This window comes from Kibdelosporangium phytohabitans, assembly GCF_001302585.1.
Lineage (GTDB): Bacteria > Actinomycetota > Actinomycetes > Mycobacteriales > Pseudonocardiaceae > Kibdelosporangium > Kibdelosporangium phytohabitans.
The window spans coordinates 10,321,708-10,335,857 of record NZ_CP012752.1 but is presented as its reverse complement, the minus strand read 5'-3'; the positions used below and the strand labels follow the sequence as shown (position 1 = coordinate 10,335,857).

The window sequence follows — 14,150 nt, the reverse complement described above, 5'->3', positions numbered from 1 at the left end:
GTCCTCCTCACCAGAAGATGATGTTCAGAACGAGCGTGAGCACGAGCACGCCACCGGCCAGCACGCCCGGTTTGCGGTACCAGCCGCTGTCCTCGCCGTCCGACGTGTGCCTGCGGCTCTCGCGTGGCGTGAGCGACCACACCAGACCGGTCAGCTGGTCGTCGGGTTTCGGCCGCGTGCGCAGCGACACGACCACGCTGACCAGGATGTCCACCACGAACGCGACACCGGCGCCGACGAAACTCGGCCCCTGGCTGTCGGGCGAACCGAACCACGTCACCGCGCCCGAGTTGGCCAGGATGAACACGGCCAGCGCGGACAGCGTGCCCGCGACCAGGCCGGACCACCCGGCCGCCGGGGTCATCCGCTTCCAGAACAGGCCCAGGATGAACGTGGCGAACAGCGGCGCGTTGAAGAACGAGAACAGCGTCTGCAGGTACGTCATGATGTTCTCGTAACCGGCCGCGATGAACGCGGTGCCGATCGCGGCCACCACCCCGACGACGGTGACAGTCCGGCCGACCTTGAGGTAGTACGCGTCCGGCCTGTTCTTCCTGATGTAGGTCTGCCAGATGTCGTACGTGAACACGGTGTTGAACGCGCTCACGTTCGCGGCCATCCCGGCCATGAAGGACGCGGCGAGGCCGGTGATCGCCACCCCGAGCATGCCGTTCGGCAGCACGTCCCTGATCAGCAGCTTGATCGCGTCGTTGTACTGCACGTCGGTCGCCGCGCCGGGGTTGGCGGCCAGTTGGGCCTTGGCCGCCGCCAGTTCGGGCGAGAGCACCGCGGCGATCATGCCGGGGATCACGATCACCAGCGGCAGCAGCATCTTGGGGTACGCGCCGATCAGCGGCGTGCGCTTGGCCGCGGACATGCTCTTGGCCGAGAGTCCACGCTGGACCTCGGCGAAGTTCGTCGTCCAGTACCCGAAGGACAGCACGAACCCGAGCCCGAACACGATGCCGAGCACGGACAGGGTGGCGTCGCCGATCCCGGTCAGGTTCGTGCCCGGCCACGAGTTCAGCTCGTTGGACTTGTCCGCGATCTTGCCGACCAGCCCGTCCCAGCCGCCGACCCGGTGCAGGCCGACGATGGTCAGCGGGACCAGCATCGCGACGATCACGAAGAACTGCAGCACCTCGTTGTAGATGGCCGCGGACAGGCCGCCGATCGCGGTGTACGTCAGCACGACCGCGGCCGAGACCACGATCGACAGCCACAGCGGCCAGCCGAGCAGCACGTTGACCACCGAGCCGAGCGCGAACAGGTTGATGCCGGAGATCAGCACCTGGGCTGTGGCGAAGCTGATCCCGTTGACCAGGTGCGACGCCGGGCCGAAGCGCCGGTTGAGGTACTCGGGCACGCTGCGGACCTTCGAGCCGTAGTAGAACGGCATCATCACGATCCCGAGGAACACCATCGCCGGGATCGCGCCGATCCAGTAGTAGTGCACGGTCGGGATGCCGAACTGGGCGCCGTTCGCCGTCATCCCGAACACCTCGACCGCGCCGAGGTTGGCCGACACGAACGCCAGCCCGGTGACCCAGGCGGGCAGCGAGCGCCCGGACAGGAAGAAGTCGAGGCTGCTGGAGATCGACCGCCGGGCCATCAGCCCGATCCCCAGCACGATGACGAAGTAGAAGCCGAGGAGTACGTAGTCGACAGCCTGCGCGTCCAGTCGGAAATTCGCGTCAGCCAGCAGCATTTCGTCAACATAACCACGACCCGCGGTGTTCGCATGACGAGCGCGGCCAATGGAACCGAACGGGCAGAATGTCGCCGGGGAACCTGGTGACGGCCACTAGTCCTTCATGTCCTCGCTGATCAGTTTCAGCCAGCGCTCGCCGGCCGCGTTCGTGTAGTCGACGATGTGGTCGAAGAACAGGGCCATCTTGGTCAGCCTGACGCCCGCCGGCGTGCCGTCGAGCCTGGCGGCGGCGTCACGCGCGGCGTCGGCCCAGGCGGCGTGGTGCTGCGCACTGGACATCCAGGTGCGGTACCAGACGTCGTCGCCGATGGCGTACCGTTCGCGCCGCTCCCGCGTGTCCCGTTCCCGGGTGACGATGCCCTGGTTCTCCAGGTAGCCGATGGCTGTGGAGACCGAGGCTGGGCTGACGCGCAGTAGTCGGACGAGTTCGGCGGCGGTGAGGCTGCCGCTGTCGCTCAGGAACAGGCACACGCACACCCTCGAAGCCATGGGCGGCAGGCCTTTCGCCGCCACGACGGCCACCAGCCCGTCCGTCACGTCCGCGGGCACCTCGGGCGACGTGGGCGACTCCACCGGCTTGGTGTGTTTGGCGCGACGCGCCCGCTGCCGGGTCACGCGCTGCGCCTGCGCGGGCCGGTACCCGTTGCGGCCGATGTTCCTGGCGACTTCGCGGCTGACGGTCGAGGTCGGGCGCCCCAGCTGCCGGGCTATCTCGGCGTATCCGAGGCCCTCGGCGAGCCGGGCGGCGATGTGCTCGCGTTCCTCACGCGTCAGCCTTCCGCCAGGCATTACGCCTCCCTCTCATTGCAACATCGTTGCGTTCAGCGCCAGAACCATTGCAAGGATTACGTTTTGGCGCACGCCCCGCTCCCATTGTCAATTTATCGTCGGGTGAACGCAACAGGGAGGAGTGCGTGATGACCCCACTGCCGATGACGCGGTCCGCCGACCGGCCATTCGACCCGCCGCGGGAGCTGTGCGACGGGCCACCGTTGGCGCGGATGACCATCACCGACGGGAAAACGGGCTGGGTGGCCACGAGCCGGTCCGCCGTACGCGCGGTGCTGGCCGACGCCCGGTTCAGCGCGCGGTACGAACTGATGAACCTGCCAGCCGGCATGCCACCGGACGGGAGCACGCTGCCGCCCGCGTCACCAGGAGACCTCACCGGCCTCGACGCTCCGGAGCACACGCGTTACCGGCGCCTGCTCACCGGCCAGTTCACTGTCCGCCGGATGCGCCAACTCACCGACCGCGTCGAGCAGATCGTCGCGGAGAACCTGGATGCCATGCGGCGCAAGGGACCACCCGTCGACCTGGTCTCCGCGTTCGCGAAACCCGTTCCGACGCAGACGATCTGCGAGCTGCTCGGCGTGCCGTACGAGGACAGGGAGCAGTTCGCGCGCAACGCGGTGATCCTCGTATCCAATGTGGACCCGACATCGGCCGAGGCGGCCACCGCGACGGCCGAGTTCGGCGAGTACGTCGGCAAGCTCGTCCAAGCCAAACGGGCCGAGCCGACCGACGACCTGCTCAGCGGCCTGACCACGACGGATCTCGACGACACCGAACTGGCCACGATCGCGGGCGTGTTGCTGTCGGCGGGGCTCGCCACGACGCTGCACATGATCACCGTCGGCGCGCTCGCGATGACGCTGACACCCGGCCTCGCCGACGCGATGCGGGACGACGCCGGGAACACGGTCGAGGAACTGCTGCGGTACATGAGCATCGTCCCGTTCACCGTGCGAACGGCGCTCGAGGACGTCACGGTGGACGGCGAGTTGATCAAGGCGGGCGAGACCGTCACGCTCTCCCTGCACGCGGCCAACCGGGACCCGGCGGTGTTCGACGCCCCCGACTCGATCCGTGCCGACCGGGGCAAAGGCGGCCACGTGGCTTTCGGGCACGGCATCCACCAGTGCCTCGGCCAGCAACTGGCGCGGGTGGAACTGGGGGTGGCGTTCCGCGCGCTGGCGACCCAGTTCCCCACGCTGCGCCTGGCGGTGCCGTTCGAGTCGCTGCCGGGGATTCGGGAAGGCATCAGCTTCAACCCGCCTGAACTGCCCGTGACCTGGTAGCGGATATAACTGCCGTGTGGAGACTCTGCTCACGGCCGCGGGCGTGTTCGTCGGCACGAACGTCGACGACCTGATCGTGCTGACCGTGCTGTTGCTGTCCGCACGGGCGAACGGCGCGCCGAAACGGTGGCAGATCTGGGCCGGGCAGTACTCCGGTATCGGCGTGCTCGTGGGCGTTTCCGCGTTGGCAGCACTGGGGTTGACCATCATCCCGGACCGCTGGGTCGGGTTGTTGGGGCTCGTTCCGATCGCCTTGGGTGTGCGGGGGCTGCTCAAAGCGCGTGACGAACAGCCGCCCGCGGTGGCGACGGGGATGTTGTCGGTCGCTGGCGTGACAATCGCCAACGGCGCCGACAACATCGCCGTCTACACACCTCTGTTCCGCACCATCGGGCTCTGGCCCAGCGTCCTCACGGCCGCGGTGTTCGCCGCTCTGGTCGCCGTGTGGTGCCTGGCCGGCTCGTGGCTGGGCTCGCACAAGAAGGTCATCGCGGTGGCGCGGCGGTACGGGCACTGGATCGTGCCCGCCGTGTTCATCGCGATCGGGGCCGTGATCCTGACCGAGGTGTTCTGAGTTCTAGCGCGTGTAGTCCCGGAATCCCTTGCCGGTCTTGCGGCCCAGCCGCCCGGCCGTGACCAGGTGCTCCAGCAGCGGCGCCGGTGCGAACCCTGGCTCGCGGAACTCGTTGTACAGCGTCCGCTGGATCGCCAGCGAGACGTCCAGCCCCACCACGTCGAGCAACTCGAACGGGCCCATCGGCAGGCTGCACGCGGTCTTCATCGCCTCGTCGACGTCCTCGGCCGGGGCGTAGTGCGCCTCGACCAGTTTCACGGCGTCGTTGAGGTACGGGAAAAGCAGCGCGTTCACGATGAACCCGGCGCGGTCACCGCAGTGCACGGGGTGTTTGCCGACCTTCTCGCAGATGGCGTGCGCGGTCGCGACCACGTCGGCGCTCGTCGCGATCGTGCCGACCACCTCGACGAGCTTCATCACCTGCGCGGGGTTGAAGAAGTGCAGGCCGACCACGTCACCCGGGCGCGAGGTCGCGGCGGCGCACTCGATCACCGGCAGCGACGACGTGGTCGTCGCCAGCACCGCGCCCGGCTTGCACACCTCGTCCAGCGCGGTGAACACCGCGCGTTTGACCACGAGTTCCTCGGCGACGGCCTCGATCACCAGATCGCAGTCGGCCAGTTCGTCGAACTCGACCGCGGGAACGATCCTGGCGATCGTGGCGTCGCGGTCGGCTTCCGACAGCCTCCCCTTGGCCACGGCGCGGTCCAGGGACTTGCGGACCTTGGCGACGGCCGCGTTCGCCTTGTCCTCGCTGCGGGCGCGCAACACGACGTCGAAGCCCTTCTTGGCGAACACCTCGACGATGCCGGTGGCCATGGTCCCGGTGCCGACCACGCCGACACGCGCGATGTCACGCGGGCTCACGCCGTCCTCACCGGACTTGGCCGGGGTTTTCGCGTCCTGCACGACGACAGGTGAACCGGGTTCCTCGTAGGTGTAGAAACCCTTGCCGCTCTTGCGGCCGAGCTGACCGGCGGTGATCATCTGCTTGAGCAGCGGCGCGGGGGCGTGCAGCCGGTCACGCGACTGCTTGTACATGGTGTCGAGGATCTCGGACGCGATGTCCAGGCCGATCAGGTCGAGCAGCGCCAGCGGGCCCATCGGGTAGCCGCAGCCGTAGCGCATCGCGGCGTCCAGGTCCTCGCGCGTGGCGTAGCGCTGTTCGTACATCAGCACCGCGTGGTTGAGGTAGCTGAACAGCAGCGAGTTGGACAGGAAACCGGCGCGGTCGCCGATCACCAGCGCGGTGTTGCCGACCTGCTCGATGAGGCCGACCACGTCGGTGATCACGGCGGGTTCGGTGACCACCGTGCGGACCACCTCGACCAGCTTGAGCACCGGGGCGGGGTTGAAGAAGTGGGTGCCGATCACCCGCTCGGGGCGTCCGGTGTGGACGCTGATCTCGGTGACCGAGAGGGACGACGTGTTGGTGGCCAGGATGGTCTGCGGCCGGGTGATCCGGTCGAGCTCGCCGAACACCTTCGCCTTCAGCTCGAGGTGCTCGGTGACCGCCTCGATCACGATGTCGCATTCGGACACGCCGGTGAGGTCGGTCGTGTAGCTGATCCGGTCGAGCAGCGCGGTGCGCTCGCCCGCGGTCAGCTTGCCGCCCGCGACGGCGCGTTCGGTCGAGTTCTCCACGAGGCCGCGACCGTGCTCGAGGCTGCGCTCGTCGACCTCCACGCCGACCACCGCGAGCCCGGCACGTGCGAACACCTCCGCGACCCCGGCACCGTGGATGCCGAGACCGACCACGCCGACTTGCCTGAACTCACGACTCACCGGAAAACCTCCAAGGCCGGGTCCTTACTGTCGGGTAACCACGATGCCCCGCAGATCGGTGGAAAATCCGTGAACTACGCCTCAGTATCGAGAAAGAAAGATCGTCTCGCCATTTTTGTGGATTTCTGACATTTTTCGGCGCCGGCCTGGGGATGCCGTGCGAAGCGGAGCTACGCCAGGGTAAGTTACCCGGAGTAGATCGCCGAGGAGGGCTCCCATGGCTGCCTACCAGACCATCGTGGTCGGCACAGACGGTTCGGACTCGTCGTACCGCGCGGTCGACAAGGCCGCGTTCGTGGCCGCCGCGACGGACGCGACGCTGGTCATCGCGTGCGCGTTCGAACCCGCGAACCAACGGCAAGTCGACCGCGCGCAGGACAGGCTCGGCAGCGACGTCGCCTACCAGGTCGTCGGCTCGGCTCCGGCCGAGGACACCGTCCGGACCGCGTACGAACGCGCGGCCAAGGCGGGCGCGACCAAGGTGGAGACAGTCGTCGTGCAGGGCGAACCGGTGCCGGTGCTGACCAAGCTCGTCCACGAGCGGTCAGCGGACCTGCTCGTGGTCGGCAACCGGGGGTTGAACACCCTGGCCGGCCGGATCCTCGGGTCGGTCCCGTCCGACGTCGCCCGCAAGTCAGGGGTGGACGTGCTCATCGTGCACACGACGTGAGCGAGTCACTCCCGTCCAGGATCGAGCGCGTCCTGCTCGGCGGTCGCCGCAAGTACACGCGGCACGAGGTCGCCGAGAAGGCAGGCGTTCCGCTGGAGCGCGCGACGGCGCTGTGGCAGTCGCTGGGGTTCGCGAGCGTCGCCGACGACGAGGTCGTGTTCACCGAGAACGACGTGCAGGCGCTGCGGATGGTCCAGGAACTCGCGGACCTCGGCGTCTACGACGACGCGGTGCAGAACTCGATCGCCCGCGTGTTCGGCCAGCACATGTCCCGGGTCGCGGAGATGGAGACCCGCGTGCTGCAGGAGCTGATCGCGCACGACCCGTCGATGCTCGCCGACGACCGGGCCTTCGCCCGGTTCGTGGACCAGCTGATCCCCGACCTGGAATGGCTGCACAACTACACCTGGCGGCGCCAGCTCGCGGCGTACTCGGGACGTGCGCTCGCGGAGCAGGACGAGAACCTGGAAGAGGGCAGCCAGGCGGTCGGGTTCGCCGACATGGTCGGCTACACGAACCTGACCCGCCGGTCGAGCGAGGACGAGCTGATCTCGGTGCTCGAGCGGTTCGAGGCAACGGTGACCCAGGCGATCGCGGAACAGCACGGGCGAGTGGTGAAGATGCTCGGCGACGAAGTGCTGTTCGTGGCGGACACGCCCCAGACAGCGGCGGAGATCGCACTGACACTGGTGGAGCTGGCCGAAGCAGACCCGCTGCTGCCCTCGCTGCGCTCGGGTTTGGCGTACGGACGCGTGCTCAGCCGCTACGGCGACGTCTACGGCTCGACGGTGAACATCGCCGCGAGACTGACATCGATCTGCCACCCGGGGGCGGTGCTGATCGACAGCGAGATGTCCGCGGCACTGGCAGCGAGCCCCGAGTACACCGTCCGGTCAAGGCGTCCGGTGTCGGTCCGGGGGTTCCACCGGCTGAAGCCGTCGGTGCTCAGACGCGCCTAGTCGGCCTGCGCCGCAACCGTGCCTCCCAGCAGGCGCGGTGCCAGTGCCTGCGCTCCTCGACGCTGCCGTAGTCGTCCGCGGGCCAGGTGACAACGTGCGGCGTACCCGGCCGAATCTCATGGTCACAACCAGGACAACGATAGGTCTTGGTGGTGGCGCTACCGGAAACGTCGCGAACGTGCCACTCACCATCCGGCCCCGACTCGCTGCGCTGCAAGGACGCCGAACCACTCAGCCGTGGCTGGTCGCGCTTGATCCGGTTCCGTCGGGGCACAGGCAAGAACTATATTTCGAGGCGTGCCGACCTATGAGTTCAAGTGCCGTGACTGCGCCGACACATTCGAGGTCAACCGGCCGATGAGCGAGTCGAGCTCCCCGGCCACCTGCCCAACAGGCCACACGGACACAGTGAAGCTGCTCACGATGGCAGGTCTCGCCGGTGCCGCGTCCGCCACAGCTCCAGTCGGAGGCGGAGCAGGCGGTGGCGGTGGTTGCTGCGGCGGCGGCTGCTGCGGCTAGTAAACAACGACCGCCGACCGCGCCAGCACAGACCAAGCCACCACACCGAGCGCGGACCAGCCCAGGTGGCGAGCGCAGGCCAAGCCACAGCGGCGAGCGCGCAAGCGCGGAAAAGGGTTTCGGGGTGCTCCTGCCGGTCGGCCTGGGCTACGCCAACCACGGCCTGTCAGGAGGCCTGCCCACGCAAAGCAACAATCTGTTCCGTGCAAAAAGGAAGCCAAGACGACGGTGCTGAGAAGCCGAGACACGCCGAAATGATCGGACAACCCCGACAACACCCAGCCGACAACCGAGCGCGGACACTACCCGCGAGGGTTAGCCCCACCCACTAAGGAAGGGCTTTCTTGACCGGCTGCGCGACAGGCTTCGTCGAATCCGCCGAACCGGCGTTCTCCTCAACAGGCTCAGCAGGCTCCCAGTGCTCCTTGGGAGGCCCACCTGCGGCTTCGGTCTGCGTAAGGGGTTTGAAGGCTTTGGTGGGGGACTCGTCCGCCGGGCGCTCCTCCGGCAGCGGGTCGAGTACGGGTGTCGCGTTCTCCAGTACGACGTCGGCGTCCTGGATCAGGCTGCGGGCTTGGCGGAGCTGGTTGGCCACGCGGGTCCGCAGTTGCCGGAGGGCGGCGACGCGCTGGGCGGCGTGGCTGATTCGGCGGTTGGCTTCTTCGGTCGCTTCGCGGACGCGGCGGTGGGCTTCTTCGCTGGCTTCCTGCAGCCGGGCTTTCGATTCCGTGATCGCGTCGTGCCTGCGGCGGTTGGATTCCTCCGTGGCTTCGCGGACCCTGCGCTCGGCGTCTGCCTTGCTTGACGCTTCCTGCTCCGCCAGTGCGCGCATCGACTCGGTGCGCCGGGAGGCCATGGCGATGTCGAAGTCCTCTTCGACCTGGGCGCGTCGCTGCTCGGACTCGGTGTCCAGGCGGGCGCGTTCCTCCTGGGCCTTCTTGGTGATGTCCTCTGCTTCCGCGCGTGCCTTGGTCAGCACTTCGCGGTGCTCGGCTTCCATTTCGGCTCGGCGTGTGTCCAGGCCGCGCAGCATCTCCTCGTAGCGGGCACGCAGCGCGTTCGCGTCCGTCTCGGCTTTGGCGCGGATGTGCCCCGCCTCGGCTTCGGCGCGGGCTTTCGTCTCGGTCGCTTCGTCCTGTGCCAGGCGCAGCATCCGCTGCAGGCGCTCGCTCAGGCCTTCCAGCGTGGTCGGCGGCAGCGACAGGCGCTCGATCTGGCCGCGCATGTCGTCGATCTCCGACCGGGCGATCTCCAGTTGGCGCGCCAGGTCCGCGGCCTGGGACACCGCGGCGTCCCGGTCGGCGGCGAGCAGGCGCATGTCCCGGTCCACCCGTTCGAGGTGCTCGTCGACCTGGGCACGGTGGTAGCCGCGCTTCGCATAGTCGAAACCTGCGCCAAGGGGTACGAGCTCACGCTCCTCGCCAAGAGCCATGCACCCAACCTACCGCGAGTGAGGTTGTGACATGGCCGGTCCCCGCATCCCGCCGAATACTTGACCGGGCGGCCAACCAAGCGCACCATGGATTCGTAGGACCTTTCTCCTTCTCGGAGGTGATCGCCATGAGCGGCACGTCAACCCCGGTGCGGGCGTGGACCCGGTGGCAGGACTGGGCGGAGGTGGTGCTCGGAGTGGTCGCGGTGCTCTCGCCGTTGTGGTTGGACACGACGAACATCGTGATGTGGACCATGATCGTGCTGGGTGCGCTGATCGCGCTCGACGGTCTGTTCTCGCTGGCGATGCCAGGCGTCGTCTACGGGGAGTACGTGCAGGTCGTGCTCGGAGTGCTGCTCTTCATCTCGCCGTGGGTGATGGGCTTCACGGACATGACAGGCGCGATGTGGAGCTCGTTCGTCATCGGCGCGCTGACCCTCGTCGTCGGCCTCGCGGCGCTGCCCGCGGCCACCACGGCCCATCGCGGGATGGCGGGCCAGCACTGAGATCCTGTTGCGGACTGCGCGCCGGTCTTGGTGTGATGCCGGTGCGCATTCCGCACGAAGGGGTTGTTGCCAGTGGCGCGGTCGAAGTCCGGTGACGATCCGTCGGCGCGGGAGAGGATCCTCACCGCCGCCGAGAAACTGTTCGCCGAGACGGGGTTCGACGCGACCCCGACCTCCCGGATAGCCGAAGCGGCGAAGGTGCCGAAAGGCCTCGTGCACTACTACTTCCGGCGCAAGTCGGATCTGCTGACGGCACTGGTGAAGCGCCTGCCGGACGAACACATCGAGCCGAGCCACGTCGTCGTCCCCGGCGATGTCGCGGCCAGCCTGCGCGGGCTCGTGGCGGAGCTGGACGCGCGGCTGAAGGACTCCCGGCTGCTGTCGCACCTGCTCTGGCGCGAAGCAGACACCCACGACGACGTCCGCGAGGCGTTGCAGGCCCGCTTCCAGACGATCGTGCGCCAGGTGAAGGCCGTCATCGTCGCCGCGGGCGCCGGCACCATCGCACTGGCCGATGTGGACAGTGCGGCCGGTCTCCTCGCCCTGGCGGTGAGCTACCGCCACTCAGTCGCCCGGCACCCCGAGGACACCCCGATGATGGACAGGGAAGTCGGCTTCATCGCCGACGCGCTGACCGTGGGCGCGGGCACCAAAGCCTGACTCGTGAGTGTTTTGGCCGGTTGTAACCGGCCAAAACACTCACGAGGGTTTTCAGACGCCGCGGAAGTTGTTGATGGCGCCGATGTGCCTGGCGCGCAGCTCCGGGTCGGTGACGCCGAGGCCTTCGCTCGGCGAGAGGCAGAGCACGCCGACCTTGCCCTGGTGGGCGTTGCGGTGCACGTCGTACGCGGCCTGGCCGGTTTCGTCGAGCGGGTAGACCTTCGACAGCGTCGGGTGGATCTTGCCCTTCGCGATCAGCCGGTTGGCCTCGGAGGCTTCGCGGTAGTTCGCGAAGTGCGAGCCGACGATGCTCTTCAGGTGCATCCACAGGTACCTGTTGTCGTACTGGTGCATGAAGCCCGACGTCGACGCGCAGGTCACGATCTTCCCGCCGCGTTTGGTGACGTAGACGCTCGCGCCGAACGTCTCCCTGCCCGGGTGTTCGAAGACGATGTCCGGGTCCTCGCCGCCGGTCAGTTCACGGATCCGCGCGCCGAAACGCTTCCACTCGCGGATGTCCTGGGTGTTCTCGTCCTTCCAGAACTTGTAGCCCTCCGCCGACCTGTCGATGATCAGCTCCGCCCCCATCTTGCGGCAGATCTCGGCTTTCGCCGGGCTGGAGACCACGCAGATCGGTGTCGCGCCGCCGTTCAACGCGAACTGCGTCGCGTACGAGCCGAGGCCGCCCGATGCCCCCCAGATCAGCACCGTGTCGCCCTGCTTCATCGCCGCGCCGTTGGTCGACACCAGCTGGCGGTACGCCGTCGAGTTCACCAGTCCCGGCGACGCTGCTTCCTCCCAGCTCAGGTGCGCCGGTTTCGGCATCAGCTGGTTCGACTTCACCAGCGCCAGCTCGGCCAGGCCACCGAAGTTCGTCTCGAATCCCCAGATCCGCTGTTCCGGGTCGAGCATCGTGTCGTTGTGCCCGTCCGGGTGCTCCAGTTCCACCGACAGGCAGTGGGCGACGACCTGGTCGCCGGGCTTCCACGCCCCCACGCCCGGCCCGGTCCGCAGCACCACCCCAGCGAGGTCGGAGCCGACCACGTGGTACGGCAGGTCGTGTCGTTTCGCCAGCTCGGAGGTCTTGCCGTACCTGCGCAGGAAGCCGAAGGTGTCCAGCGGCTCGAAGATCGACGTCCACACCGTGTTGTAGTTGATCGCGGAGGCCATCACCGCGACGAGTGCTTCGCCCGGCCCCAGTTCGGGCGTCGCGACGTCTTCGACGTGCAGCGACTTGCGTGGGTCCTTGTCCGGGGTTTCCAGGCCCTTGAACATTTCCACTTCGTCCGAGTGCACGGTGACTGCCCGGTAGTGATCTGGCACGTCAAGGCCGCCGACTGCGGCCAAGTCACCCGACAGAATGGCGTCACGGATCTTTTCCACGCCTGACCTCCAACGTCGCGAATTCCCGGAGGTTACCCACGGGTAACCACAGATCACCACATCTGTGAGACCTGTGCCACCCGAGACCGATCAGGGGTTTGCCGGCTCGACCAGTTCGACGAGAACGCCGCCTGCCGACTTCGGGTGGATGAACTGCGTACGGCTGTTCTCCGTGCCGTGCCGCGGCTTGTCGAACAACACGTTCATGCCCTTGTCGCGCATGGCATCGGATGCCTTCTCGATGTCGTCGACGCGGTACGCGAGCTGCTGCACCCCCGGGCCGCGCTTGGCGAGGAACTTGCCGATGGTCGAGTCGGGCGTCAGCGGCGCGAGCAACTGGATCGCTGTGCCCGAGCCGTCGTCACCCGGTGCGCGCAGCATCGCCTCGCGCACCCCTTGCTCCTCGTTGACCTCGGTCACGGTCAGGACCAGGCCGAACGTCTGTTGGTAGAAGTCGATCGCCTCGTCCAGATCGGGCACGGCGATACCCACGTGGTCGATCGCGGTGACCTTGGCTACTGTGTCGTCGGGCATGACAACGAGAGTAAGCACCCTCGGAGACGTGCGCGCGACACTTCTGTGGTGTGCGCGACACCGCGTGCCAATCGGAATCGTTGCAGAGCTATACCCATGGGTATCGTCAGGTTAACGAGCGCTCGCAACTTTCGCATGGAGGCAGTTGTGTCCGGTTCCGTCATCGTCGCTGGAGCACGTACCCCGATGGGGCGACTGCTCGGGCAGCTCAAGGACTTCTCCGGCACGCAGCTCGGTGGGTTCGCGATCAAGGGCGCGCTCGAGCGGGCCGGGGTCAAGCCAGAGCAGGTCGAGTACGTGATCATGGGTCAGGTGCTGACCGCGGGCGCGGGCCAGATCCCCGCCCGGCAGGCCGCGGTCGCGGCGGGCATCCCGATGAGCGTGCCCGCGCTGACCGTCAACAAGGTCTGCCTGTCCGGCCTCGACGCCATCGCGTTGGCCGACCAGCTGATCAGGGCTGGCGAGTTCGACATCGTCGTCGCGGGCGGCCAGGAGTCCATGACGCAGGCACCGCACCTGCTGCCGAAGTCGCGCAGCGGGTTCAAGTACGGCGACGTCACCATGCTCGACCACATGGCGCACGACGGTCTGTTCTGCGCGTTCGACCAGGTCGCCATGGGCGCGTCCACGGAGAAGTACAACTCGCGCTACAGCGTCACCCGCGCCCGGCAGGACGAGTTCGCGGCGCGGTCGCACCAGCGGGCCGCGGCGGCGCAGAAGAACGGCCTGTTCGCCGAGGAGATCGTTCCGGTGTCCGTGCCGCAGCGCAAGGGTGACCCGCTCGTCGTCGACACCGACGAGGGCGTGCGCGGCGACACCACGCCCGAGACACTGGCCAAGCTGCGCCCGGCGTTCGCCAGCGACGGCACGATCACCGCGGGCTCGGCGTCGCCGATCTCCGACGGTGCCGCCGCGGTCGTCGTGATGAGCAAGGCCAAGGCCGAGGAGCTGGGCCTGACCTGGCTGGCCGAGATCGGTGCGCACGGCGTCGTCGCCGGCCCGGACGCCAGCCTGCACGAGCAGCCGTCCAACGCGATCAAAGCCGCGCTGGCCAAGGACAACCTCACCGCCGACGACCTCGACCTGATCGAGATCAACGAGGCCTTCGCCGCGGTCGGCCTGGTCTCGGCCGACCAGCTCGGCATCGGCGAGGACAAGGTGAACGTCAACGGCGGCGCGATCGCGCTCGGCCACCCGATCGGCATGTCCGGTGCCCGGCTCGCGCTGCACCTGGCGCTGGAGCTCAAGCGCCGCGGCGGCGGTGTCGGCGCGGCGGCGCTGTGCGGTGGCGGCGGCCAGGGCGACGCGCTGATCATCCGTGTCCCCCAGCAGTGAT

Annotated in this window: 15 protein-coding genes; 8 read left to right on the top strand and 7 right to left on the bottom strand. The window is 67.9% G+C overall.

The window, feature by feature from the left end:
- Window positions 1-7: 7 nt before the first annotated feature.
- Together AOZ06_RS46160 and AOZ06_RS46155 are read right to left on the bottom strand one after the other, a co-directional pair.
- Window positions 8-1,708: a sodium:solute symporter family protein gene (locus AOZ06_RS46160; protein ID WP_054295160.1), complete on the bottom strand. Its 1,701-nt coding sequence runs from the start codon at window positions 1,706-1,708 to the stop codon at window positions 8-10.
- A gap of 96 nt (window positions 1,709-1,804) precedes the next feature.
- Window positions 1,805-2,500, bottom strand: a complete 696-nt coding sequence (locus tag AOZ06_RS46155) for a MarR family transcriptional regulator (protein ID WP_054295159.1) — start codon at window positions 2,498-2,500, stop codon at window positions 1,805-1,807.
- Window positions 2,501-2,628: 128 nt separating this feature from the next.
- Between AOZ06_RS46155 and AOZ06_RS46150 the strand changes: the two genes are divergently transcribed.
- Window positions 2,629-3,792: a cytochrome P450 gene (locus AOZ06_RS46150; protein WP_054295158.1), complete on the top strand. Its 1,164-nt coding sequence runs from the start codon at window positions 2,629-2,631 to the stop codon at window positions 3,790-3,792.
- Window positions 3,793-3,808: 16 nt separating this feature from the next.
- The gene (locus tag AOZ06_RS46145; RefSeq protein ID WP_054295157.1) at window positions 3,809-4,366 is read left to right on the top strand and encodes a cadmium resistance transporter; all 558 of its coding nucleotides are present in this window, start codon (window positions 3,809-3,811) and stop codon (window positions 4,364-4,366) included.
- Between the two features lie 3 nt (window positions 4,367-4,369).
- On the opposite strand, the gene AOZ06_RS46140 is transcribed toward AOZ06_RS46145, so the two are convergent.
- Window positions 4,370-6,151, bottom strand: coding sequence for a 3-hydroxyacyl-CoA dehydrogenase family protein (locus tag AOZ06_RS46140; RefSeq protein WP_054295156.1), 1,782 nt, complete (start codon window positions 6,149-6,151; stop codon window positions 4,370-4,372).
- A 217-nt stretch (window positions 6,152-6,368) separates the two neighbouring features.
- Between AOZ06_RS46140 and AOZ06_RS46135 the strand changes: the two genes are divergently transcribed.
- Together AOZ06_RS46135 and AOZ06_RS46130 are read left to right on the top strand one after the other, a co-directional pair.
- Window positions 6,369-6,821: a universal stress protein gene (locus AOZ06_RS46135; protein WP_054295155.1), complete on the top strand. Its 453-nt coding sequence runs from the start codon at window positions 6,369-6,371 to the stop codon at window positions 6,819-6,821.
- Window positions 6,818-7,780: an adenylate/guanylate cyclase domain-containing protein gene (locus tag AOZ06_RS46130; RefSeq protein ID WP_054295154.1), complete on the top strand. Its 963-nt coding sequence runs from the start codon at window positions 6,818-6,820 to the stop codon at window positions 7,778-7,780. Before AOZ06_RS46135 ends, AOZ06_RS46130 begins: the two co-directional genes overlap by 4 nt.
- Here AOZ06_RS46130 and AOZ06_RS60955 read toward each other — a convergent pair.
- Window positions 7,767-8,054 (bottom strand): hypothetical protein, encoded by a 288-nt coding sequence (locus AOZ06_RS60955; protein ID WP_083472383.1) that lies wholly within the window; start codon window positions 8,052-8,054, stop codon window positions 7,767-7,769. The two genes, AOZ06_RS46130 and AOZ06_RS60955, sit on opposite strands and share 14 nt — an antisense overlap.
- A 23-nt stretch (window positions 8,055-8,077) precedes the next feature.
- Between AOZ06_RS60955 and AOZ06_RS55470 the strand changes: the two genes are divergently transcribed.
- The gene (locus AOZ06_RS55470; protein WP_083472382.1) at window positions 8,078-8,299 is read left to right on the top strand and encodes an FmdB family zinc ribbon protein; all 222 of its coding nucleotides are present in this window, start codon (window positions 8,078-8,080) and stop codon (window positions 8,297-8,299) included.
- Window positions 8,300-8,627: 328 nt separating this feature from the next.
- Here AOZ06_RS55470 and AOZ06_RS46125 read toward each other — a convergent pair whose 3' ends face one another.
- On the bottom strand, window positions 8,628-9,731 hold the full coding sequence (locus tag AOZ06_RS46125; RefSeq protein WP_225953059.1) for a chromosome segregation protein: 1,104 nt from the start codon (window positions 9,729-9,731) through the stop codon (window positions 8,628-8,630).
- Window positions 9,732-9,859: 128 nt separating this feature from the next.
- Here AOZ06_RS46125 and AOZ06_RS46120 point away from each other — a divergent pair, with 128 nt between their 5' ends.
- Together AOZ06_RS46120 and AOZ06_RS46115 are read left to right on the top strand one after the other, a co-directional pair.
- Complete coding sequence (locus AOZ06_RS46120) at window positions 9,860-10,237, top strand: SPW repeat protein (RefSeq protein ID WP_054297419.1); 378 nt, start codon at window positions 9,860-9,862, stop codon at window positions 10,235-10,237.
- Window positions 10,238-10,309: 72 nt separating this feature from the next.
- On the top strand, window positions 10,310-10,897 hold the full coding sequence (locus AOZ06_RS46115) for a TetR/AcrR family transcriptional regulator (RefSeq protein WP_054295153.1): 588 nt from the start codon (window positions 10,310-10,312) through the stop codon (window positions 10,895-10,897).
- 51 nt (window positions 10,898-10,948) lie between these two features.
- Here AOZ06_RS46115 and ccrA read toward each other — a convergent pair whose 3' ends face one another.
- Together ccrA and mce are read right to left on the bottom strand one after the other, a co-directional pair.
- The gene (ccrA, locus tag AOZ06_RS46110; protein ID WP_054295152.1) at window positions 10,949-12,280 is read right to left on the bottom strand and encodes a crotonyl-CoA carboxylase/reductase; all 1,332 of its coding nucleotides are present in this window, start codon (window positions 12,278-12,280) and stop codon (window positions 10,949-10,951) included.
- 90 nt (window positions 12,281-12,370) lie between these two features.
- The gene (gene mce / locus AOZ06_RS46105; protein ID WP_054295151.1) at window positions 12,371-12,814 is read right to left on the bottom strand and encodes a methylmalonyl-CoA epimerase; all 444 of its coding nucleotides are present in this window, start codon (window positions 12,812-12,814) and stop codon (window positions 12,371-12,373) included.
- A 147-nt stretch (window positions 12,815-12,961) separates the two neighbouring features.
- On the opposite strand from mce, the gene AOZ06_RS46100 reads away from it, so the two are divergent.
- Window positions 12,962-14,149 (top strand): acetyl-CoA C-acetyltransferase, encoded by a 1,188-nt coding sequence (locus AOZ06_RS46100; protein ID WP_054297418.1) that lies wholly within the window; start codon window positions 12,962-12,964, stop codon window positions 14,147-14,149.
- Window position 14,150 lies beyond the last annotated feature (1 nt).

Excerpts from the sequence above, each read along its gene's own strand:
- AOZ06_RS46160 (WP_054295160.1), bottom strand. The coding sequence starts at position 1,708 with ATGCTGCTGGCTGACGCGAATTTCCGACTGGACGCGCAGGCTGTCGAC.
- AOZ06_RS46155 (WP_054295159.1), bottom strand. The coding sequence starts at position 2,500 with ATGCCTGGCGGAAGGCTGACGCGTGAGGAACGCGAGCACATCGCCGCC.
- AOZ06_RS46150 (WP_054295158.1), top strand. The coding sequence starts at position 2,629 with ATGACCCCACTGCCGATGACGCGGTCCGCCGACCGGCCATTCGACCCG.
- AOZ06_RS46135 (WP_054295155.1), top strand. The coding sequence starts at position 6,369 with ATGGCTGCCTACCAGACCATCGTGGTCGGCACAGACGGTTCGGACTCG.
- AOZ06_RS46125 (WP_225953059.1), bottom strand. The coding sequence starts at position 9,731 with ATGGCTCTTGGCGAGGAGCGTGAGCTCGTACCCCTTGGCGCAGGTTTC.
- AOZ06_RS46120 (WP_054297419.1), top strand. The coding sequence starts at position 9,860 with ATGAGCGGCACGTCAACCCCGGTGCGGGCGTGGACCCGGTGGCAGGAC.
- mce (WP_054295151.1), bottom strand. The coding sequence starts at position 12,814 with ATGCCCGACGACACAGTAGCCAAGGTCACCGCGATCGACCACGTGGGT.